Raw genomic sequence first — 21,540 nt, forward strand, 5'->3', positions numbered from 1 at the left:
GCCGGGGGATTGGCGGCGTGGAAACCAGAGCCGGGAAAGAGTGAAAAGGAAATAGTGAAAAGGAGATAGGAGATAGTGAAAGCAGGGGCTCGCGAGCTTTTGCCTTCACTATTTCCTATCTCCTCTTCACTATTTTCTAGCTCCCCGCCTCCCCGCCTCCGCCATAAAGCTCCTTCCGCGGCGCACCGCTGATATCCGCCGCCAACTTCGCCGCCACTGACGGCTTGAGGTGCTCGGCGAGCTTGGCGTACAGGCGCTGGCCCTCGAGCAGCCGCGCGGCGGTGTCGTCCTCGCAGCCGCGGACGACGAGCACGAATTCGCCCTTGCGCTGGTTGTCGTCGGCCGCGACTTTCGCAGCGATGGTTTCGAGCGTGTCGCCCAGCACCGTCTCGAACAATTTCGTCAGTTCGCGTGCGAGGACGGCTTCGCGATCGCCGCCGAACGCCGCGACGAGATCCACGAGGCTTTCCTCGATGCGGTGTGAGCTTTCGTAGAAGACGAGGGTGCGCGTTTCCCGCGCCAGCGCCGCCAGGCGCTCGCGCCGCGCCGAGGCTTTCGCCGGCAGGAAACCCTCGAAGCAGAAGCGGTCGCTGGGGATGCCGGCCACCGACAGCGCGGCGATCGCGGCGCAGGCGCCGGGCACCGGGCTGACCGCCAGGCCCGCGGCGCGCACCTCGCGCACGAGCCGATAGCCCGGGTCGCTGACCAGCGGCGTGCCGGCGTCGGAGACCAGCGCCAGGCACTCGCCGCCGCGCAGGCGCTCGACCAGCTTCCAGGCGATTTCGCCCTCGTTGTGCTCGTGCAGGGCCAGCAGCGGGCGCTCGATGCCCAGCGCCACCAGCAGCTGCCGGGTGTGGCGGGTGTCCTCGGCGCAGATCGCATCCACGGCGCCCAGCACCTCGCGCGCCCGCGCGCCCAGGTCGCCGAGGTTGCCGATCGGCGTCGCCACCACGTAAAGCGTCCCCGCCCGGGTCGTTGCCATGACCGCGCCCTCCTTGTGCACCGGGGTATCATCTTAGCGGCTTCATCCACCCGGACCCCCGACCATGCTGCGATCCGCTTTCCTGCTGTTGGCCCTTGCCCTGGTTTCCGGCTGCGCCAGCGTGGCCGTCACGCCCTCCACGCCGATGGGTGAGCCCGCCGCGGCCACCCCGGCGGCGCGCCTGGCCGAGGAAGGCCGGCACCTCGAGGCCGCCCGCGCCTACGCCGCCGAAGCCGGCGCCGCGCGCGGCAGCGCCCGCAATCGCAGCTGGCTGCGCGCCGCCGACCAGTACTGGCTGGCGGGCGACCCGGGCGCCGCGGCGCAGTCGCTGGCGCAGTCCAACCGGCGCCGGCTCGAAGGCCGCGACGCCTTCCTGCACGACCTGCTGGCCTCCGAGCTCGACGTTGCCGCCGGCCGCCACGCCCCGGCGCTGGCGCGGCTGGCGCAGTCGCGCGATTCGGTGCCGTCGCCCATGCAGGCACGCTGGCACGCCGCGCGCGCGGCCTCGCTCGAGGCCGCCGGGCGCGGCTTCGAGGCCGCCGGCGAGCGCGCCTGGATGAACGAGTCGCTGGACCGCACCGCGCGCACCGAGAACCTTCGCCGCATCGACGAACTGCTGCGCGCCCTGCCCGACGACACGCTTGCCGCCGGCAGCGCGGCGCTGCCCGTCGGGCACCCGCTTTACCTCTACGCGGGGCGCGCGCTGACCCAGCGTGGCCTGCCGCTGCCGCGCCCCTACGACCGCAGCGCCTCGGCCCCGGGCATGGACGCGCTGCCGCCGGCCGATCGCGATGGCTACCGTCCGCCCGAGCGCCTCGCCGCGCTGCTGCCGCTCAGCGGCCCGCTGGCGGCCGCCGGCCAGAGCGTGCGCGATGGCCTGCTGGCCGGGTACTACGGCGAGAACCGCCGGCGCCCGGAGCTTCGCTTCTACGACACCGCCGGCCCCGAGGGCGTGCGCGGTGCGCTGCTGCAGGCCCAGGCGGACGGTGCGCAGATGATCGTGGGGCCGCTGGGCCGCGACCAGGTCGACGCGCTGTTCTCGCTGCCGGAGCTCGCGCTGCCGGTGGTCGCCCTCAACCGCGGCAGCATCGCGCCGCCGCCGGGCAGCACCACCTTCGCGCTCGCGCCCGAGGACGAAGGCGTGGCCGCGGCCGAGCGCCTGCTCGAACGCGGCATGCGCCGCATCCTGGTGGTGACCCAGGCCGATGAAAGCGCGAACCGCGCCCTGGCCAGCTTCCGCGAACGGCTGCGCGCCGGCGGGGGCGAGGTGATCGCCGAGGTGGTCGTGAGCGACGCCAACCCCGACTACGTGCCGGCGCTGCAGCAGGCGCTGGCCGGTGGCCGCCCCGACGGCGTGTTCCAGCCGCTGCGCGCGGCGCAGGCGCGGCTGCTCGCCAGCCAGATGGATTCCGCCGGGATGATCGGCGTGGCGCGCGTCGCCACCTCGCTGATCCTCTCGGGCGCCAACCTGCGCATGGACGTGGAGCTCGACGGCATCGAGTATCCCGAGCTGCCGTGGCTGCTCGGCCTGCGCGGCGGGCTGCCGGACGCGGAGTCGCTGGGCCGCTCGCTGCCGAGTGCACAGGGCGGCGGCGCGCGTCTGTTCGCGTTCGGCCTGGATGCGTGGAAGCTCTCGGCCTACGCCGACATGCTCGCGCGCGATCCGGCCGCGCAGCTGCGCGGCGCCACCGGCGAGCTGCAGGTCGATGGCTTCGGCCTGGTGCAGCGCCGTCCGGCCTGGGCGGTGTTCAGCGGCGGCCGTTCGCGTCCCGCGCTGGACGGCGCGCTGCTGCCCGATGCCGGCGCGCCCTGACCGGCAAGCCCTCGGCGCCGCGGCGGAAGCCGCGGCCCTGCGCCACCTCGAAGCCGCCGGCCTGCAGCTGCTGGCGCGCAACGCCCGCTTCAAGGTCGGCGAACTCGACCTGGTGATGCGCGACGGCGAAACCATCGTGTTCGTCGAGGTGCGACTGCGCCGGAACGGGCGCTACGGCGACGGCTTCGCTTCGGTCGATCGGCGCAAGCGGCAGCGCATGGTGCGCGCGGCCCTCGCCTGGCTGGCCGCCCGGCCCGCGCTGGCGCTGACGCCCTGCCGGCTAGACGTGGTTTCGGCGGGCGACGGGCCCGATCAGCTCGCCCTGGACTGGCAGCGCGGTGCCTTCACGCTGGACGATGTGTAGCCGCCAGGCAACCGACGACCTTCGGCATTCCGTGGCCGGGCACCGAACGGACGCGATCCGCCGCCGCGGATCGGCGCACCGGCCGGGCTAGAATCCGCCCATGCCGCGCGAACTCGCCCCGGGAACCGTCGACGCCCTTCGCCAGCTGTTGGGTCCGGGCGGCCTGATGCTCGACGCCGCCGAGCGCCTGGCCTACGGCTACGACAACTCCCGCCGGCAGGGTTTGCCGCTGGCGGTGGCCTTGCCCACCACGACGGCGCAAGTGCAGGCGATCGTGCGGCGGTGTCGCGAGTTGAAGATGCCGATCGTGGCGCGCGGGCGCGGCACCAACACCACCGGCGCCAGCGTGCCGGGCGAGGATGCGCTGGTGCTGTCGTTCGAGCGCATGAACCGCGTGCTCGACATCCGCCCGGGCGATCGCGTGGCGGTGGTCGAACCGGGCCTGCTCAACGGCGACCTGCAGGCGGCGCTGGCGCCGCACGGCCTGTTCTGGCCGCCGGACCCGACCAGCGCTGGCTTCTGCAGCGTCGGCGGCAACCTGGCCTGCAACGCCGGCGGGCCGCGCGCGGTGAAGTACGGCGCGACCCGCGACAACGTGCTGGCGCTGGTGGCGGTGACCGGCACCGGCGAGCTCGTGCGCTTCGGCGCCGGCACCACCAAGGGCGCCAGCGGCTACGACCTGTCGCGCCTGCTGATCGGGTCGGAGGGCACGTTGGCATTGATCGTCGAGGCGACGCTGAAGCTCACGCCGATCGCGCCCCGGCGGCGTGCACTGCGCGCGCTGTACGCCGACGTGGAAAGCGCCGCCGCCGCGGTGGCGCGCCTGATGGCGCAGCCGGTCACGCCCTCCATGCTTGAGTTCATGGACGGCGACTGCGTGCGCCTCGCGCGCGAGGTCGGCGGCGCCGACCTGCCGCCCGCCGGGGCGCTGCTGATGATCGAAGCCGACGGCGACGAGGCCGTGCTCGACGCCGCCGTGGCCGCGCTGTCGGCGGCCGCGGCCGGGCCCGGTTGCCTCGAGGTCGCCAGCGCCCCCGACGAGGCCGCGCGCGAAAAGCTCTGGGCCGCGCGCAAGGCGCTGTCCCCGGCCCTGCGTACGCTGGCGCCCGGCAAGATCAACGAGGACGTGGTGGTGCCGGTGTCGCGCATCCCCGACCTGGTGGCCGCCGTGCGCCGCGCCGCCGCCGGGCACCGGCTGGCCATCGTCAGTTTCGGCCACGCCGGCAACGGCAACCTGCACGTGAACATCCTCTACGACCCCGCCAATGCCGACCAATCCGCGCGTGCCGAGGCCGCGCTGGAAGCGGTGTTCGACGCGGTGATCGCGCTGGGCGGCCAGGTATCGGGCGAACACGGCATCGGGCTGGCGAAGCGCGACCTGCTGGTGCGCTCGCTGACGCCGGAAACCGTGGCGATGATGCGTGCGATCAAGTCGCAGTTCGACCCGGACGGGATCCTCAACCCCGGCAAGGTACTGCCGCCCGCCTGACGCGGGATGCGCGGCGGCCCGCTGCGCGCTGCCCGCGGCGCGCACCGCAGCGCGAGCGGATGCCGCGGCCGCTCAGGGCTGGCGACACTCCGCCGCCAAGCGCGTCATTTCCACCGACGCGGCCTGCGCGACCTGCCAGAGCGAACCCCGGCCCAGCCAGCCCAGCACCAGCAGGGCGACGACGATGCCGGCCAGCAGCGCGGGCCGGCGAGAGGGTTGCGTGGTCTCGTCCATGTCTGTCTCCGGTATTGGACGCCGGCCGGATCCGGCGACCGCGTGGCGGGCCGCCGGACCGCGGGCCACGTCAGTGGTTGTTGTTGAAGTGGATGATGGCGCCGATGATCGCGCCGACCGGCGAGATCAGGCCGCCGATGGCGCCTTCCTTCGAGCCCAGGCCGTGCAGGGCCTTGCCGATGGCGCTGCCGGCCGCACTTTCGGCGCTGCCGCCTTCACCGCCGGCGACAAGCGCGCATTGCTGCAGTTCGAGTGTCTTCATGGCGCGCTCCTCAGGGCTTGCCGCATTCGGCGTCGAGGTCGGCCATTTCCAGGGCCGCTTCGGACGCGATGTTGGAGAGGGTCTCGCGGTGGCTCCACAGGAAGGCCGCCACCTTGAGCAGGGTTTCGGCGTTGCCGCCGCCGACGTGTTGCATCTGCGAAAGGGAGATCGTGTTCATGGGTGACTCCAGTCATGCCTGCGTGCTGCAGGCAACCCCATCACACCCGAGGCGGGGCGCGGCGAATGCCCGCCAACGACGCGTCGCAACGTGGTCCGACGCCGCACCCGCGGGTGCTGGCTTCCCGCCTGCCTGCGTTGACTGCCCCGACGCACGGTCCGCATTGCCTTATCAGCCGAAAGGAACAAGGCCACGTTGTCCCACGACCGCCCGTGCCGCGGGCATCAGCCGCGACACCTTCGACAGGTGGGATTTTTCCTACGCGCGTGGTCAGCGCAGGAGGAAGGCCGCCAGCTGCAGCAGGCCCAGCGCCCACAGCCCGGCCAGCGCATCGTCGAGCATGGCGCCGAAGCCGCCGTGCAGCTTCCGGTCGGCCCAGCCCACGGGCCAGGGCTTGGCGATGTCGAAGGCGCGGAACAGCACGAACGCCGCCAGCACCCACGCCCAGCCCGCGGGCAGCATCAGCAGTGCGATCCACATGCCGACGTACTCATCCCACACCACCAGCGACGGGTCTTCGATCTTCGTCTCGCGGATCGCCCAGTGCGACGCCCACACGCCGATGCCGAAGCCGGCGAGCAGCACCGCAAGGTAGGCCGGCAGCGGCAGGTCGCGCAGGAAGAACCACCACGGCAGCAGCGCCGCCAGGCTGCCGACGGTGCCCGGTGCGCGCGGCGCGAAGCCGGCGCCGAAGCCCGCCGCGACCCAGCCCAGCGGATGCTTCATCAGGCGCCGGCGGGTGCCGACGGGCAGCACGGCCATCAGTGCACTCCCTGGAAATGCTGGAAGCCGGCCTGCGCCGGCGCGTAGTCCTCGCCCTCCGGCGTCACGCAGGCAAGGCCCGCGCCCGCCTGCACCTGGCCAACCACGGTGGCCGTCACGCCGCACGCCGCCAGCGCCTGTTCGATCGCGAACGCCGCCGAGGCCGGCGCGGTGAAGCACAGCTCGTAGTCGTCGCCGCCGCAGAGCTGCAGCGGCCAGCGCTGCGCTTCGTCGAAATGATCGGCCAGCGTGCGCGAGGTGGGCAGGCGGCCGAGGTCGATGCGCGCGCCCACGCCGCTGGCGCGCAGCACGTGGCCCAGGTCGGCGGCGAGGCCGTCGCTGAGGTCGATGCCGGCCGTGGCCAGGCCACGCAGCGCCAGCCCGGCCGCGACGCGCGGCGTCGGCCGGTCGAGGCGATACCGCAACTTGGCCGAGAACGGCCCGCCAGCGCGCCACTGCGCCAAGGCGCCGGCCGCATCGCCTAGCGTGCCGGTGACCCAGACCTCGTCGCCGGCGCGCGCGCCGTCGCGGCGCAGCGCTTCACCCGCCGGCACCAGCCCGTGCGCGGTGACGGTGATCGACAGCGGGCCGCCGGTGGTGTCGCCGCCGACCAGGCTGACGCCATGTTCGTCGGCCAGTTCAAGGAAGCCATCGAGGAAAGCATCGACGAAGCCAGCGTCGGCGTCGGGCAGCGTCAGCGCCAGCGTGCACCAGGCCGGCGCGGCGGCCATCGCCGCGAGGTCGCTCAGGTTCACCGCCAGCGCCTTCCAGCCGAGGTCGGCGGCGCCGGTTTCGGCGGGGAAATGCACGCCGGCCACCAGGGTGTCGCTGGTCACCACCAGGTCGTGCCCGGGCGGCACGCGCAGCACCGCGGCATCGTCACCGATGCCCAGCACCACGTCGGGCCGGCGCCCCGCGCGGGCGCGGATGCGGTCGATCAGGTCGAATTCGCCCGGCATCAGCCGCGACGCGGGGCCTGCGCCTCGGCCGGGCGCCAGGCGGCGGCGGCATGGTCGAGCACGCCGTTGACGAAGGTGTGGCCGTGCTCGGAGCCGAAGCGCTTGGTGGTCTCGATGGCTTCGTTGATCACCACGCGATAGGGCACGTCGATGCGATGGCGCAGTTCGTAGGCGGCGATGCGCAGCACCGCGCGCTCGATCGGATCGACCTGGGCGATGTCGCGGTCGAGGTAGGCGGACAGCGCCTGGTCGAGCGTACCGAGGTTGGCCTCGACGCCGCGCACCAGGTCCTCGAAGTACTCGGTATCGGCCACTTCCATGTCCTGCTCGTTCTGGAACTGGTCGATGACCTTGTTGATGGCGGTGTGCGACATCTGCCAGGCATAGATCGCCTGCAGCGCGCGGCGGCGGGCGCGCGAGCGCGCGTGCGGGTCGACGCCGTCGGGGCGGGAATGTTTCATGCGAGTTTTCCGATCAGGTTCGCCATCTCGATGATGACCAGGGCGGCTTCCTCGCCCTTGTTGCCGTGGTTGCCGCCGGCGCGGGCCTCGGCGTGGGCGTAGTCGTCCACGGCCAGCACGCCGTTGGCCACCGGCACGCCGGTGTCGAGGGCGACGCGCATCAGGCCGCGGGCGCACTCGTCGGACACCTGCTCGAAGTGGCGGGTGTCGCCGCGCACCACGCAGCCGAGCGCGACGATGCCGGCATAGCCCAGTCGGTCGATGGCGTTGGCGGCGGCGACCGGCAGCTCCCAGGCGCCGGGCACGCGGATCACGTCCACGCTGGACTCCGGCACGCCGTTGGCGGCGAAGGCCTTGCGCGCGCCATCGACCAGGGCATCGGTGATGCGCGGGTTCCAGCGGCTGGCGAGGATCGCGTAGCGAGCCGCGCCAGGGCTCTGGACGTCGCCTTCGTAGTGGCTCATCGAGGGGTGCTTGCCGGGAAAAGGGGGCTAGTTTACCCCGCGGGCCGGGGCGCCGGGGCGCGGGCCAGGCCCCGGCCGCCGGGGCGGTTCAGGCCTCGGCCACCGCCGCCGGCGCGGGCGGTGTGGGCTTAGCGGCTCCAGGCGCGGGGCGCCGGGGCCGGAATTCCCGGACGATCCGCCCGCCGTCCATGACCAGCACGCGGTCGGCGGAGGCGATGGTCTCGGGCCGGTGGGCGATGATCACGCGCGTCAGCTTCAGGCCCCGGATCGCCGCGTTCACCCGGCGCTCGCGATCGACGTCGAGGTGGCTGGTGGCCTCGTCCAGGAACAGGATCCTCGGCTTCCGGTACAGCGCGCGCGCCAGCAGCACCCGCTGCTTCTGGCCGCCGGAGAGCGTGCTGCCGAGGTCGCCGATGAGGCTGTGGTAGCCCATCGGCATCGCGACGATCTCGTCGTGGACCGCGGCGAGGCGCGCGGCGGCCTCGACCCGCGCGGCGTCGATCGCGTCGTCGCCGAAAGCGATGTTCTCCGCGACGGAACCGGCGAACAGCTGGTCGTCCTGCATCACCGCGCCGACCATGGCCCGGTAGTTGCGCATCCCCAGGCGCCCAAGGCCGAGGCCACCGACGCGGATGCCGCCTTCGGTGGGCGCCAGCAGGCCCAGCAGCAATTTCACCAGCGTGGTCTTGCCGCTGCCCGAGGCGCCGATGATCGCCACCGACTCCCCGGGCGCGATCGTGAAGTGGCAGTCCCGGAGCACCCACGGCTCGCCCTCCGCGTAACGGAACCCGAGTCCCCGGACGTCGAGCCGGGCCTCCGCGGGCGGCGCGGCCTCGAAGGCGTCCGCCAGCCCCGGTTCGGGCGCGGCCAGCACGATGTCCGCGAGGCGCTCGCCGTGCAGGCGCAGCATGCGGAACGCGATCCACTGGTCGACCAGGCCCGACACGCGCATCGCGAACTGGTCCTTGTAGGCCAGGTAGGCGATCAACATGCCGGCCGAGAAGACGCTGTCCATCGCCAGCCGGGCCCCGAGCCAGACCACCGCGATGCGCTCGATGCCGAAGATGGCCTGGCTGGCGGTGCTGAAGCCCAGGCCCAGCCGCGCCAGACGCAGCTCCTGGTTCACCGTGTCCACCCGCAGGTCGGTTTGGCGCGCCTGGCAACGGGCCTCCTGCCCGGCCACCTTGAGGCTCTGCATGCCGCGCAGCGATTCGAGCAGGTGCGAGTGTTGCCGCGCCGCCGCCACCAGCTGCTTCTCGGTGGCGTTGCGCAGCGGTCCGTACGACAGGGCGCGCAGGGCCAGGTACAGCAGCACCGCGCCCAGCGTGACCAGCGCGAGTTCCGGGCTGTAGACCAGCATCATCGCCAGCGTCGCCGCGGCCATCAGGCCATCCACCAGCGTCTCGATGAAGCCGGCGGTCAGCGTGCGCTGGATGGCCTGCACCGAACCCATGCGGGACACGACGTCGCCCAGATGGCGCGTCTCGAAGTACTCCAGCGGCAGGCGCAGCGCGTGCGCGAACACGTTGCCGGTCCACTGCAGCCCCACGCGGCTCGACAGGCTGGCCACCGCCCAGCCGCGCACCAGGCCGATGGCCACCTGCAGCAGCAAGGCCAGCCCGAAGCCGAGGGCCAGCACGGCCAGCAGGTCGCGGTCGCCCGCGACCAGGGCCTGGTCCACCACCCACTGCATGAAGAACGGCGCCAGCAGCACGAACACCTGCAGCGCCACCGACAGCAGCAATAGCTGCGCCAGCGCCGGCCACAGACCCTGCACGGGACCGGCCAGCGCCGACAGCGGCACCGAAGCGGGCCGCGGGCGGGTCTCGAAGCCGGCGCCGGGCACGAGCTCCAGCGCCACGCCGGTGAAGTGGCGGGAGACTTCCTCCAAGGCCAGCACGCGCGCGCCGAAAGCCGGGTCGCACACGCGCACCCGGCGCCTGCCCGCTTTCTCCAGCACGACGAAATGATCGAGGTCCCAGTGCAGGATGCACGGCAAGCCCAGCTTGCCGAGCTCGTCCAGCTCGAGGCGCAGCGCCCGCGCCTGGAAGCCCAGCGCCTGCGCGATTTCGACCAGGCGCGCCAGCGTCGCGCCCTTGAGCGACAGCGGGAAGCGCTGCCGCAGCGCGCGAAGGTCGGTGCCGTGGCCGTGGTGGGCCGCGATCATCGCCAGGCAGGCCAGCCCGCACTCGGCCGCCTGCGATTGCCGGACCGGCCTCACGGGGTCGCCCCGCGACCGAGGCGGCCATCGAGCGCGAACAGCGGCGCGAGGGCCCACTCCCACAGCGCGCGCTGCTCGCCGAGGATGTCGGCGTCCAGCAGCATGCCCGGCTTCAGCGCCTCGTCACGGCCGAAGGCCCGCACCGTCGGTCGCTGCAGCGCCACGACGACGCGATAGACCGGCTCCGCGGGCTGGCCGCCGCCCAGCGCCACCAGCTCCGAGGCGCCGAGCGCGCTGCGCGAAACGCGCAGCACGTGGCCCGCCTGGTGGCCGAACTTCTGGTACGGGAATGCCTGGTAGCGCAGCAGCACCGCGTCACCGGGCGCGATGAAGCCGACGGCGCGACTGGGGACGAGCAGGTGCGCCTCCAGCGCGCCGCCCACCGGCATCAGGCCCAGCACGGGCTGCCCCGCCTGCACCGACTGCCCGGGCTGCCCCAGCCGCGCGGTGACCACGCCGTCGATCGGGGCATGGAGCACCGACTGCGCGCGCGACTGCGCTTCCAGCGCCTCCTGCGACAGCGCCGCGTCATCGTGCGCACCGGCTGCCTCGAGCTGGGCCAGGCGCGCCGGGATCTCCGCGAGTTCCTGGTCCAGCCGCGCGATCTGGCGGCGCAGGGCCAGGGCCTCGCGCTCGAGCGACTGCACCGCCGCCGCCTGCTCCAGCGCGGCCGACGCCTGCTGCTGGACCTGCAGTTCGGTGACGAACTGGCGGTCACGCAGCTGCCGGAAGCGCGCCAGCGCCTGGGTGCCCAGTTCGAGCTGCGCGCGCCGCGTCGCCAGCGCGGCCGCCAGCGTCGCCGATTCGGCGTCAAGCAGGGCCTTCTGCCCGAGCAGCCCGTCCCGCTGCGCGACCAGCAGGGCGCGCTGCGAGGCGTTGCCCAGGGCGATGCCCCGCTGGCGTCGCGCCATGGCCGCCTGCACCGCCCGCGCCGTGTCGCCGCCGGCGAGCGTGGCGCGGGGCGCGGCCACGACCGCCAGCACGTCGCCCGCGGCAACGTGCTCGCCTTCCGCCACGCGCACGTCCGAAAGGACACCATCCACCGGCGCCAGCACGGTGGCCAGCCCCCGGCTGGGCACGAGTTGCCCGCTCACGCGCGTGCGCCGCGTGTAGTCCGCCAGCGCCAGGAACAGGACCACGGCCAGGGCACAGGCCGCGGCCAGCGCCGTCATCAGCCACAGCGGAACCGACTGCGCGAGCACGATGCCGCCGCGTCCGCGGGACTGCCGTGCTTGCAGGACTTCCTCGCGGAACAGGCGCTGGTCCATGCGTTCCCCCGGGCGTTGGCGAGGAGTCTCGCCGGGGGTGGCCGTCGGGCGCGCACGCATCCGACCCGACGCCGCGTCGGGAAAATCCGCGATTGCGGCTCAGCCTTCGCGGACCGTCATCGCTGCATCGCGAGGCGGCCCGGGCATGCCGCGATCAGGGCGCGACGTACTCGACGACTTCGAGGCCGTAGCCGGCCAGGCCCACCTGCCGCCGCGGCGTGCCCAGCACGCGCAGCTTGCCCAGGCCCAGGTCGGCCAGGATCTGCGCGCCCGCGCCGTTGCGGCGCCATTCGCGGGTCTTGGGCGTATCGGCGGCGTCGGCTTCGGTGATGCGCGCCAGCAGGTCGTCGGGCGACACCGGCTCGGCCAGCACCACCACCACGCCCTCGCCCGCCTTCGCCACCGCCGCCAAGGCATCGTTGACGCTGACGCCGAAGTCCGCGCGCCGCCACTGCAGCACGTCCGACAGCGGGTTCTTGACGTGCACGCGCACCAGGGTCGGCGTCGCGGCCTTCGGCTGGCCGTGCACCAGGGCGAAGTGCAGGTCGTGCGTGACGCGGTCGCGGTAGGTGAGCAGCTGGAACGGGCCGTGCGCGGTCTCGATCGCGCGCTCGTCGACGCGCTCGACCGTGTGCTCGGTTTCGAGGCGATGGCGGATCAGCTCCTCGATCGAGCCGATCTTCAGCCCGTGCTCCTTCGCGAACGCCTCGAGCTCGGGGCGGCGTGCCATCGAGCCATCGGGGTTGAGGATCTCGACCAGCACGCCGGCCGGCTCCAGGCCCGCCAGCAGGGCCAGGTCGCTCGCCGCCTCGGTGTGGCCGCTGCGCGTGAGCACGCCGCCGGGCTGGGCCATCAGCGGGAAGATGTGGCCGGGCTGGGTGAGGTGCTCGGCCTTCGCGTCCGGGCGCACCGCGGTGCGGATGGTGTGCGCGCGGTCGTAGGCGCTGATGCCGGTGGTGACGCCTTCCGCCGCCTCGATGCTGACGGTGAAATTGGTGTGGTAGGGCGAGTTGTTGTCGCGCACCATCGGGCCCAGGCCCAGCTGGCGGCAGCGTTCGCGCGTGAGCGAGAGGCAGACCAGGCCGCGCGCGTGCGTGACCATGAAGTTGATGTCGCTGGGCTTCACCAGCTCGGCGGCCATGATCAGGTCGCCTTCGTTCTCGCGGTCCTCGTCGTCGACGATCACGACCATGCGGCCCTGGCGGATTTCCTCGAGCAGCTCGGGGACGGTGGCGAAGCTCATTTCGATTCCTCGCGAGTCGCCAGCAGGCGCTCGACGTAGCGGGCCACGGTATCGACCTCGAGGTTGACGGCGGCGCCGACGGCGGTTTCGCCGAAGGCGGTGTGGGCGACGGTGTGTGGCACCAGGTTCACTTCGAAGCCGGCGTCATCGACGGCATTGACGGTCAGGCTGGTGCCGTCCACGGCGATCGAGCCCTTGTTGGCGACATAGCGCAGCACGGACTTCGGCGCGGCGAAGCGCCAGCGCTGGCTGCGGCCGTCGTCCCAGACTTTCTCCACGGTGCCAACGGCATCGACGTGGCCCGAGACCAGGTGGCCGCCGAGCCGGTCGGTGGGCAGCAGCGAGCGCTCGAGGTTCACCGCGGCGCCGACGGGCAGCGCGCCCAGCGTAGTCAGCGCCAACGTCTCGTTCGACACGTCGGCGTACCAACCCTCGGCGTCCCATTCGACGACCGTGAGGCAGCAGCCACTGACGGCGATGGACTCGCCCAGCGCGATGTCACCGGACGGCAGGCCGCCCCAGCCGATGCGCAGGCGCTGGTCGCCGCCGCGGACCTCGCGGGCCAGCAGGCGGCCGACGGATTGGATCAAGCCAGTGAACATGGCGAAAAACCCGGAAAAGGGCCGCCATTGTAAGGCCCGGGGGCGAAAACGGCGTCAGCGGGCGGCGGTCCACCGGGAACGCTGGGTTGCGCCCCGACAAGCGCATGGGACGGGCCCAGGTTCACCTGCGGGCCCGGAAAGTGAGCCTGGCCACGTGCCTCAGGGTGCGAGCAACAGCCGGAGGTCGGGGCCGACCTGGCGGGTTTCGACCAGCCTCAGGCCGATGCGCTCGGCCATCGTGGCCGGATCGATGCCGGCGAAGAGCGGGCGGGCGCGTTCGCCGAGCAGCACGGGCGCCACGTACAGCAGCAGTTCGTCGACCAGGCCGGCCTTGAGCAACGCGCCGCTCAGGGTGGCGCCGGCTTCGACCTGCAGTTCGTTGACGCCGCGCTGGGCCAGCTGGGACAGCACGGCCGACAGATCGAGTCCGCCGTTGACGCGGCGCACGGCGAAGGCGCGCACCTCGTCGTCGTAGTCGGGCACCACGTCGTCGCCGTGCACCACCAGGGTCGGCGCGAGCCCGTCGGTGAGCACCTGCGACAGCGCGGGCAGCCGGCCGCGCTCGTCCAGCACCACGCGCAGCGGCGGCACGAAGTCGTCGCCTTCGGGCAGCCGCACGGTCAGGCGGGGATCGTCGGCCAGCACGGTGGCGATGCCGGTCATCAGCGCGCCGGCGCGCGCGCGCCAGCGCATCACGTCGGCGCGCGCGGCCTCGGAGGTGATCCACTTCGATTCGCCGCTGGCCAGCGCGGTGCGGCCGTCCAGGCTCATCCCCAGCTTCACCCGCACCCACGGGCGGCCGCGCTCCATCCGCGAGAAGAAGCCGCGGTTGAGGTGGCGGGCAGCGGCTTCCATCAGGCCGTACTCGACCGTGATGCCCGCGGCCTGCAACTTGGCGAAGCCCTGGCCGGACACCTGGTGGTAGGGATCGCGGCAGGCGGCGACGACGCGGGTGACGCCGGCCGCCACCAGCGCGTCGGCGCAGGGCGGCGTGCGGCCGTGGTGGGCGCAGGGCTCGAGCGTGACGTAGGCGGTGGCGCCGCGGGCGCGGCCGGCGGCTGCGCGCAGCGCGTGCACTTCGGCGTGCGGCTCGCCCGCGCGCACGTGCCAGCCCTCGCCCAGCACCGCGTCGCCATCCGCGATGACGCAGCCGACCATCGGATTGGGCTGGGTGGTGAAGGCGGCGCGTCCGGCCAGCTGCAGGGCGCGGGCCATGTGGGCGTGGTCGCGGGCGGAGAATTCGGTCATTCGGGAAGGATATCCATCAATTGCACGCGCGTGCCGCGCAGCATCGCCTGGCCCTGCGGGCGCCAGCCGAGGCGTTCGTAGAAGCCGGCGTGGTCGGGCGTGAACAGCCAGAGCCGCTCGACGCCCTGCCCCGCCGCGAAACCCACCAGCGCCCGGACCAACTGCTTGCCGAGACCGGTGCCGCGCGCTTCAGGCACCACGTAGAGACTCGCCAGCCAGGCATCGCCCTGGTCGCGCAGTTCGGGGGCGTCCTCATCCACCAGGCTCACCGAACCCAGCAGCCTCTCGCCCTCGAGCGCCACCAGCGTGGTCGGCCGCGCGCGGCGGGTGGCGTGGTCGCGCAGCTCCGCCTGCGTCTGCTCCAGCGTCCAGTCATCGTAAAGAGGCGACCACTGCGCGTGGTGCCAGGCCGCGAGCGTGTCGGCGTGGCCGGGCACGTCGGCGAGGAAGCGGATGGCCACGGCCGTCAACGCTTGGCCTTGCCCACCACCGCGTCCAGCAGGGGCAGCTGCAGGCCCTCGAGGCCCGGCAGGTCGCGCTCGAGTCGCTCGATTTCCTCGCGGAAGGCCTGCACGTCCTCGAACTTCCGGTACACCGAGGCGAAGCGCACGTAGGCCACCTGGTCGAGCGGCTTGAGCTCGGCCATCACGAACTCACCGACGCGCAGCGAGGGCAGCTCGCGCTCGCCGGTCAGCCGCAGCGCATGCATGACGTTGCGCACGGCGGCGTCGATCTGCTCGGACGATACCGGGCGCTTCTGCAGCGCGCGGTCGAAGCTGGTGCGCAGCTTGCGTTCGTCGAAGGCCTCGCGGCGGCCGTCGCTCTTGACGATCGCCGGCAGCTTCAGCTCGGCCACTTCGAAGGTGTTGAAGCGCTCGTTGCACTGCTCGCACTCGCGCCGCCGCCGGATGGTGGACCCATCCTCGGACACGCGCGAGTCGATCACGCGGGTGTCTTCGTGCTGGCAGAAGGGGCAGTGCATGGGCGGTAGCCGGGTTTGTCCTGGGGAACTTTTCTGAGGAGGTAGTGATTAGAAGTCAGGAGTTAGTAACGCAGTGACCGGGGCTAGCATGCTTTCACTAACTCCTGCCTCCTGCTCACTACCTCCTGGCTTTCAGCCGTAAACCGGGAAGGCGCGGCACTGCGCCGTCACGGCGTCCCGCACGCGCGCAATCACCGAGGCGTCCGCCGGCGCGTCGAGCACGTCGCAGATCCAGTTCGCCAGCGCCACGCACTCGGCCTCGCGGTAGCCGCGCGTGGTGACCGCGGGCGTACCGATGCGCAGGCCCGAGGTGACGAAGGGCGAGCGCGGGTCGTTCGGCACCGAGTTCTTGTTCACGGTGATGTGGGCGGCGCCCAGCGCGGCCTCGGCGTCCTTGCCGCTGACGTCGCGGCCGATCAGGTCGATCAGCATGAGGTGGTTCTCGGTGCCGCCGGAAACAACCTTGTAGCCGCGGCCCATGATCGTCTTCGCCATCGCCTGGGCGTTCTTGATCACCTGCGCCTGGTAGTCCTTGAAGCCGGGCTCCAGCGCTTCCTTGAAGGCCACCGCCTTGGCGGCGATCACGTGCATCAGCGGGCCGCCCTGGGTGCCGGGGAACACCAGCGACTGGAACTTCTTCTCCAGCTCCTCGTTGGCCCGGGCCAGGATGATGCCGCCGCGCGGGCCGCGCAGGGTCTTGTGGGTGGTGGAGGTGACGACGTCGGCATGCGGCACCGGGTTCGGGTACAGGCCGGCGGCGACCAGGCCGGCGACGTGCGCCATGTCCACGAAGAAGTAGGCGCCGACGGACTTCGCGATTTCAGCCATGCGCGCCCATTCGACGACCTGCGAATACGCGCTGAAGCCCGCGACCACCATCTTCGGTTTGTGCTCGGTGGCCAGGCGCTGCACTTCGTCGTAATCGATCAGGCCGTTCTCGTCCACGCCGTACTGCACGGCGTGGTAGGTCTTGCCGGAGAAGTTGACCTTGGCGCCGTGGGTGAGGTGGCCGCCGTGGGCCAGGCTCATGCCCAGCACGGTGTCGCCCGGCTGCAGCAGGGCCATGTAGACGGCGATGTTGGCCGAGGAGCCCGAGTGCGGCTGGACGTTGGCGTAGTCGGCGCCGAAGAGCTGCTTCACGCGCTCGATCGCCAGCTTCTCGGCGATGTCCACGTACTCGCAGCCGCCGTAGTAACGCTTGCCCGGGTAGCCCTCGGCGTACTTGTTGGTCAGCACGCTGCCCTGGGCCTCGAGCACGCGCGGGCTGGCGTAGTTCTCGGAGGCGATCAGCTCGACGTGGTCCTCCTGCCGCTGGCGCTCCTGGGCGATGGCCTGGTCCAGGGCGTCGTCATAACCAGCGATCTGCATATCCTTGGCGAACATTCGGGGCATTCCAGGCGGCGGGGTCGCGAAATTGTAGCCCCGGCAGGCACTTGCCGCAAAAAAATGAACCAGGTTCTTTTGGCCCGCCCGCCCCCCGCAAACAAATGAACCAGGTTCATTTGGCCGCGCCCGGGCCTCGCAGGGTCCGGGGCGGCCTGACCGGGGCCAAATGAACCTGGTTCATTTGTTTGGCCTATAATTCGCGGTCCTCCGAAACCCGGACCGGCTGCGCGGGACCCGCGCGCCCCCACCCCTGCCCGGCCGGCGCGTCCCCGCGCCGCCGCGGCCTGTGCCAGAGAGAGCGAGCCATGTCGCAGTACATCTACACCATGATCGGCGTCAGCAAGACGGTGCCGCCGAAGCGCCAGATCATCAAGGACATCTCGCTGTCGTTCTACCCGGGCGCGAAGATAGGCCTGCTGGGCCTCAACGGCGCCGGCAAGTCCACCGTGCTCCGCATCATGGCCGGCGTGGACACCGATTTCACCGGCGAGGCGCGGCCGCAGCCCGGCATCAAGGTCGGCTACCTCGAGCAGGAGCCGCGCCTGAACCCGGAGCACACCGTGCGCCAGGCCGTGGAGGAAGGCGTGGGTGACCTGCTGCACGCGCAGGAGCTGCTGGACAAGGTCTACGCCGCCTACGCCGAAGAAGACGCCGACTTCGACAAGCTGGCCGCCGAGCAGCAGCGCCTGGAGGCCATCCTGGCCACCGGCGACGCCGCCACGCTGGAGCTGCAGCTGGAAATCGCCGCCGACGCCCTGCGCCTGCCGCCCTGGGACGCCATCTGCGGCCAGCTCTCCGGCGGTGAGAAGCGCCGCGTCGCGCTTTGCCGCCTGCTGCTGTCCAAGCCGGACATGCTGCTGCTCGACGAACCCACCAACCACCTCGACGCCGAGTCGGTCGAGTGGCTGGAGCAGTTCCTCACCCGCTTCCCCGGCACCGTGGTGGCCGTCACCCACGACCGCTACTTCCTCGACAACGCCGCCGAGTGGATCCTCGAGCTCGACCGCGGCCGCGGCATTCCGTGGAAGGGCAACTACAGCGAGTGGCTGACCCAGAAGACCGAGCGCCTGAAGCAGGAAGAGTCGGCCGAGAAGGGCCGCCAGAAGGCGCTGCAGAAGGAGCTGGAGTGGTCGCGCCAGAACGCCAAGGGCGGCCGCAGCAAGGGCAAGGCCCGCCTGCAGCGCCTGGAAGACCTGCAGTCGGTCGAGTACCAGAAGCGCAACGAGACCAACGAGATCTTCATCCCGCCGGGCGAGCGCCTGGGCGACAAGGTGATCGAGTTCAAGAACGTCTCGAAGAGCTTCGGCGACCGCCTGCTGATCGACGACCTCAACATCACCATCCCGCCGGGCGCGATTGTTGGAATCATCGGTCCCAACGGCGCGGGCAAGTCGACCCTGTTCCGCATGATCACGGGCCAGGAAAAGCCGGACAAGGGCGAGGTCAACGTCGGCCACACCGTCAAGATCGCCTACGTCGACCAGAGCCGCGATTCGCTCGAGGCCGACAAGAACGTCTGGCAGGCGGTGTCCGGCGGCAGCGACATCATCACCATCGGCAAGGTCGAGATCCAGTCGCGCGCCTACATCGGCCGCTTCAACTTCAAGGGCAGCGACCAGCAGAAGCTCGTCGGCACGCTGTCCGGCGGTGAGCGCGGCCGCCTGCACATGGCCAAGACCCTGCTGCAGGGCGGCAACGTGCTGCTGCTCGACGAACCGTCCAACGACCTCGACATCGAAACCCTGCGCGCGCTGGAAGACGCCCTGCTCGAGTTCCCGGGCTGCGCCCTGGTCATCTCGCATGACCGCTGGTTCCTCGACCGCATCGCCACCCACATCCTCGCCTTCGAGGGCGACTCGCACGTCGAGTTCTACCAGGGCAACTACCGCGAGTACGAGGAAGACAAGAAGCGCCGCCTGGGCGAGGAAGGCGCGAAGCCGCACCGCCTGCGCTACAAGGCGCTCAAGTAACCGGGCGCGCGCGCCAGGGCACCCCGGACGGGCCGCGCAAGCGGCCCGCGCCGTTTCAGGGGCCCATCGAATCGCGCAGGTCGTAGAGCGACTGGGTGGCGTCGAGCCGGATGAAGCCGCGCTTCTGCCGGTCGAAGTCGAAGGTGATGAAGACCACCAGCGCCACCAGCACCGCGAACACCGGCCAGCCCAGACGGTAGCGCCGCCCCATCCAGCCCTGCGCGTGCCCGGTGAAGGCCGCCCAGGCCAGGCACAGCCCCAGCAGCATCAGGATCACCTCGTCGGGCACGTGCCGGCGGTAGGCGGCGATGCGTTCGCCGTGGCGATCGATGACGTCGTTCATCGCCTGCACCGCCAGCGAACCGTTGGGCGAAGGCGCGGCCACCGCCTGTTCGGCCACGACCCGCCAGAGCGCGTCGAGGCTGCGCTGGCTGCGGCCCACCAGATCGGCGAGCACGGCCGGATCGTCGGGCGCTTCGTAGATCGCGAGGCGGAGGTCGGTGTACTCGCGCAGGCCGCGGCGGCAGGCCTGCCCGGCGTCCGGCGCCAGCAGGTCGCAGCGCAGCCAGGCGGTACCGATGGCGTTGGCCTCGGCGATCACCAGGTCCTGCCGCTGCTCGTAACGGCCGGCCGCCATCGAGAAGGAAAAGGCCAGCAGCAGGCCCAGCAGCAGCGAGACCGCGGACTCGAGGCCGGTGCTGGGCTCGTCTTCGTCGCCGGCGGATTCACGACGCACCCGTCCGGCCCGCCGGAACGAGATCTCGTGCGCGACCAGCATGGCCGCCAACAGGCCCAGCGCGATCCAGATCGCGTCCACGTTCCCCAGCAGTCCCACGGCCCTGGCCCCTCCCCCTGACAGCGGCCATGCTACCGCCGCCGCGCGCAGCCCGGATAGCCGTCAGCCGGCCCGGCGCGACCGCCACCAGGCCCGCGGGGCCGCCAGCGCGAAGTGGCCGCAAACCGCCAGCCACAGCGCCACCTGCAGCCAGCCCGGCGTGTCGGCGGCCTCGAACTTGCGGAAGTAGCGCCACAGCCCGCGGTGCTTGTGCCACTCCACCCACACCGGATTGCTGCGGCTGGACACGCCGCGGACGTGGGTGACGCGCAGGTCGTTGGCCACCACCACCTCGTAGCCGGCCTCGCGCACGCGGCGGCACAGGTCCAGGTCCTCGGCGTGCAGGCGGTAGCCCTCGTCGAAGCCGTCCAGGCGCACGAACAGGCCGAGCGGCATCAGCATCAGCGCGCCCGACACCGCGTCCACCGGCTGCACCACCTGGGCCGGATCGTGGCCGAGGTAGAGCGCATCGCGGCGGCCGAGGCTGCCCACCTGCTCGCGCAGCGAGGGATCGGCCCGGCGCGAGGCCAGGTCCACCTCGCCCTCCTCGCTCACCAGCTCGACGCCGAGCAGGCCGGCGCCCGGGCGCGCGGTCGCGTGCGCGACCAGCCGCGACAGCGTGTCGCGCTCGACGTAGGCATCGGGGTTCACGAACGCCACCCATGGCTGCGAGATCGCCGTCGCGCCCTGGTTGCAGGCCTCGGCGAAACCGCGGTTCTCCGGGTTGCGGACCAGGCCCAGGCGGGCGTCGCGGCGCGCCAGGCGCTCGACGATGGCCGCGGTGTCGTCCGGCGAGGCATTGTCGATCACCACCACCCGCGCCACGTCGCGGCTGGCCAGCAGCCGGAACAGGCAGGCCTCGATGGTGGACGCGCTGGCGTAGGTGACCACCACCACGCCGATGTCGCGCGCGCTGAAATCACGCAGCCCGGTGGTGCCCAGCGCCGGCCATTCGCGCGAGGTGTTCACGCCGGCGACTTCAGGCGCTGGATCTCCGCCTCCAGGTGGGCGATATGGGCCATCGCGCGGCGGTAGTTGGCCACTTCGCGCCGGTATTCCTCGTACACGCCCTCCGCCTGGTCGCCCAGCACGGACAGCGCGGGCAGCGCATCCAGCGTCGACGGCTCGCGGGCGCAGGCGGCGACGTAATACATCGGCGCATTGGTGATGCCGGGACGGATCGCCTGGCCGTCGAGGCTGGCCAGCTGCGGCGGCGACACGCGGTCGTCCAGCGCCCACATCAGCGACGTGAACAGCAGCTTCTGGCCGAACAGCCGGCGCGCCGGGAAGCGCGCGGCCACCATCGCCTCGAACTCCGGCCGGTACAGTTCGCGCACGTGGTGCGGATTCTCGACGCCGGTGAGGTCGGTGTAGGTGTGGCGGTCGGGCGTGGACACCAGCAGCAGGCCGCCGGGCGCCAGCAGGCGCGCGAAGCCGTCGAGCATGCGCTCCTGTTCGTGCACGTGCTCGAGGGTTTCGAAGCTGAGCACCAGGTCGAAGCTGGCGTCGGGCAGGTGGTCGAGCGCGGTCACGTCGGCCTGTTCGAAGGCCACGCCCGGCACCGCGGCGTAGCGCGCCCGCGCGTGCGCCACCACGTCCGCGCCGATGTCGATGCCGAGCACCGAGGCGCCGGCCGCGGCCATCATCGCGCTGCCGTAGCCCTCGCCGCAGGCGGCATCCAGCACCCGGCGCCCGGACGCCAGCGGCCGGGCGAAGGCGTAGCGGTGCCAGTGCTCCTGCGCGATCTCGCGGTCGCGCTCGGGCGTGTAGCGCTCGCCGGTGAATTCGAGGACGGGGACGTGGGCCATGGCCAAATG

Annotated in this window: 23 protein-coding genes; 4 read left to right on the plus strand and 19 right to left on the minus strand. The window is 72.0% G+C overall.

The window, feature by feature from the left end:
• Positions 1-136 precede the first annotated feature (136 nt).
• Positions 137-982 carry a 16S rRNA (cytidine(1402)-2'-O)-methyltransferase gene (rsmI, locus tag VFV21_RS04895; protein WP_329668361.1) on the minus strand — a complete coding sequence of 282 codons (846 nt, stop codon included), beginning with the start codon at positions 980-982 and terminating at the stop codon, positions 137-139.
• Between the two features lie 64 nt (positions 983-1,046).
• On the opposite strand from rsmI, the gene VFV21_RS04900 reads away from it, so the two are divergent.
• The 3 genes from VFV21_RS04900 to VFV21_RS04910 all read left to right on the plus strand — a co-directional run bounded on the left by VFV21_RS04900 (position 1,047) and on the right by VFV21_RS04910 (position 4,648).
• The gene (locus tag VFV21_RS04900) at positions 1,047-2,795 is read left to right on the plus strand and encodes a penicillin-binding protein activator (RefSeq protein ID WP_329668362.1); all 1,749 of its coding nucleotides are present in this window, start codon (positions 1,047-1,049) and stop codon (positions 2,793-2,795) included.
• Entirely contained in the window at positions 2,779-3,159 is a 381-nt protein-coding gene (locus tag VFV21_RS04905; RefSeq protein WP_329668363.1) for a YraN family protein, read from the plus strand. The genes VFV21_RS04900 and VFV21_RS04905 overlap by 17 nt, the downstream gene beginning before the upstream one ends.
• Before the next feature lie 100 nt (positions 3,160-3,259).
• Positions 3,260-4,648: an FAD-binding oxidoreductase gene (locus VFV21_RS04910; protein WP_329668364.1), complete on the plus strand. Its 1,389-nt coding sequence runs from the start codon at positions 3,260-3,262 to the stop codon at positions 4,646-4,648.
• A gap of 72 nt (positions 4,649-4,720) precedes the next feature.
• Here VFV21_RS04910 and VFV21_RS04915 read toward each other — a convergent pair whose 3' ends face one another.
• The 15 genes from VFV21_RS04915 to glyA form a co-directional block, all read right to left on the minus strand.
• A complete protein-coding gene (locus tag VFV21_RS04915) occupies positions 4,721-4,882 on the minus strand; it encodes a hypothetical protein (RefSeq protein WP_329668365.1) in 162 nt (53 codons plus the stop codon).
• A 70-nt stretch (positions 4,883-4,952) separates the two neighbouring features.
• Positions 4,953-5,144, minus strand: a complete 192-nt coding sequence (locus VFV21_RS04920) for a hypothetical protein (protein WP_329668366.1) — start codon at positions 5,142-5,144, stop codon at positions 4,953-4,955.
• A 10-nt stretch (positions 5,145-5,154) separates the two neighbouring features.
• Entirely contained in the window at positions 5,155-5,322 is a 168-nt protein-coding gene (locus VFV21_RS04925) for a hypothetical protein (RefSeq protein WP_329668367.1), read from the minus strand.
• Positions 5,323-5,592: 270 nt separating this feature from the next.
• Positions 5,593-6,084: a phosphatidylglycerophosphatase A gene (locus tag VFV21_RS04930; RefSeq protein ID WP_329668368.1), complete on the minus strand. Its 492-nt coding sequence runs from the start codon at positions 6,082-6,084 to the stop codon at positions 5,593-5,595.
• Positions 6,084-7,043, minus strand: a complete 960-nt coding sequence (gene thiL, locus VFV21_RS04935; protein ID WP_329668369.1) for a thiamine-phosphate kinase — start codon at positions 7,041-7,043, stop codon at positions 6,084-6,086. The genes VFV21_RS04930 and thiL overlap by 1 nt, the downstream gene beginning before the upstream one ends.
• Complete coding sequence (nusB, locus tag VFV21_RS04940; protein ID WP_034210794.1) at positions 7,043-7,504, minus strand: transcription antitermination factor NusB; 462 nt, start codon at positions 7,502-7,504, stop codon at positions 7,043-7,045. The genes thiL and nusB overlap by 1 nt, the downstream gene beginning before the upstream one ends.
• The gene (gene ribH / locus VFV21_RS04945; protein WP_329668370.1) at positions 7,501-7,968 is read right to left on the minus strand and encodes a 6,7-dimethyl-8-ribityllumazine synthase; all 468 of its coding nucleotides are present in this window, start codon (positions 7,966-7,968) and stop codon (positions 7,501-7,503) included. Before ribH ends, nusB begins: the two co-directional genes overlap by 4 nt.
• Positions 7,969-8,056: 88 nt before the next feature.
• Complete coding sequence (locus tag VFV21_RS04950) at positions 8,057-10,189, minus strand: peptidase domain-containing ABC transporter (protein WP_329668371.1); 2,133 nt, start codon at positions 10,187-10,189, stop codon at positions 8,057-8,059.
• Positions 10,186-11,457: an HlyD family secretion protein gene (locus VFV21_RS04955; RefSeq protein ID WP_329668372.1), complete on the minus strand. Its 1,272-nt coding sequence runs from the start codon at positions 11,455-11,457 to the stop codon at positions 10,186-10,188. The genes VFV21_RS04950 and VFV21_RS04955 overlap by 4 nt, the downstream gene beginning before the upstream one ends.
• A gap of 154 nt (positions 11,458-11,611) precedes the next feature.
• Positions 11,612-12,700: a 3,4-dihydroxy-2-butanone-4-phosphate synthase gene (ribB, locus tag VFV21_RS04960; RefSeq protein ID WP_329668373.1), complete on the minus strand. Its 1,089-nt coding sequence runs from the start codon at positions 12,698-12,700 to the stop codon at positions 11,612-11,614.
• On the minus strand, positions 12,697-13,302 hold the full coding sequence (locus VFV21_RS04965) for a riboflavin synthase (protein WP_329668374.1): 606 nt from the start codon (positions 13,300-13,302) through the stop codon (positions 12,697-12,699). Before VFV21_RS04965 ends, ribB begins: the two co-directional genes overlap by 4 nt.
• Positions 13,303-13,461: 159 nt before the next feature.
• On the minus strand, positions 13,462-14,550 hold the full coding sequence (gene ribD, locus VFV21_RS04970; RefSeq protein ID WP_329668375.1) for a bifunctional diaminohydroxyphosphoribosylaminopyrimidine deaminase/5-amino-6-(5-phosphoribosylamino)uracil reductase RibD: 1,089 nt from the start codon (positions 14,548-14,550) through the stop codon (positions 13,462-13,464).
• Complete coding sequence (locus VFV21_RS04975; protein ID WP_329668376.1) at positions 14,547-15,011, minus strand: GNAT family N-acetyltransferase; 465 nt, start codon at positions 15,009-15,011, stop codon at positions 14,547-14,549. The genes ribD and VFV21_RS04975 overlap by 4 nt, the downstream gene beginning before the upstream one ends.
• Positions 15,012-15,016: 5 nt before the next feature.
• Positions 15,017-15,532 (minus strand): transcriptional regulator NrdR, encoded by a 516-nt coding sequence (gene nrdR / locus VFV21_RS04980; RefSeq protein WP_329668377.1) that lies wholly within the window; start codon positions 15,530-15,532, stop codon positions 15,017-15,019.
• A 132-nt stretch (positions 15,533-15,664) separates the two neighbouring features.
• Positions 15,665-16,915 carry a serine hydroxymethyltransferase gene (gene glyA, locus VFV21_RS04985; protein ID WP_329668378.1) on the minus strand — a complete coding sequence of 417 codons (1,251 nt, stop codon included), beginning with the start codon at positions 16,913-16,915 and terminating at the stop codon, positions 15,665-15,667.
• 308 nt (positions 16,916-17,223) lie between these two features.
• Here glyA and ettA point away from each other — a divergent pair, with 308 nt between their 5' ends.
• Positions 17,224-18,888, plus strand: coding sequence for an energy-dependent translational throttle protein EttA (ettA, locus tag VFV21_RS04990; RefSeq protein WP_329668379.1), 1,665 nt, complete (start codon positions 17,224-17,226; stop codon positions 18,886-18,888).
• Between the two features lie 55 nt (positions 18,889-18,943).
• On the opposite strand, the gene VFV21_RS04995 is transcribed toward ettA, so the two are convergent.
• From VFV21_RS04995 to VFV21_RS05005, 3 genes are all read right to left on the minus strand, one after another.
• Positions 18,944-19,723: a hypothetical protein gene (locus VFV21_RS04995; RefSeq protein WP_329668380.1), complete on the minus strand. Its 780-nt coding sequence runs from the start codon at positions 19,721-19,723 to the stop codon at positions 18,944-18,946.
• Positions 19,724-19,786: 63 nt separating this feature from the next.
• Positions 19,787-20,626: a glycosyltransferase family 2 protein gene (locus VFV21_RS05000; protein ID WP_329668401.1), complete on the minus strand. Its 840-nt coding sequence runs from the start codon at positions 20,624-20,626 to the stop codon at positions 19,787-19,789.
• Between the two features lie 62 nt (positions 20,627-20,688).
• Positions 20,689-21,531 (minus strand): class I SAM-dependent methyltransferase, encoded by an 843-nt coding sequence (locus VFV21_RS05005; protein WP_329668381.1) that lies wholly within the window; start codon positions 21,529-21,531, stop codon positions 20,689-20,691.
• Positions 21,532-21,540: the final 9 nt, after the last annotated feature.

Origin of the sequence: Arenimonas sp. (assembly GCF_036275555.1) — a bacterium.
Taxonomy (GTDB): domain Bacteria; phylum Pseudomonadota; class Gammaproteobacteria; order Xanthomonadales; family Xanthomonadaceae; genus Arenimonas.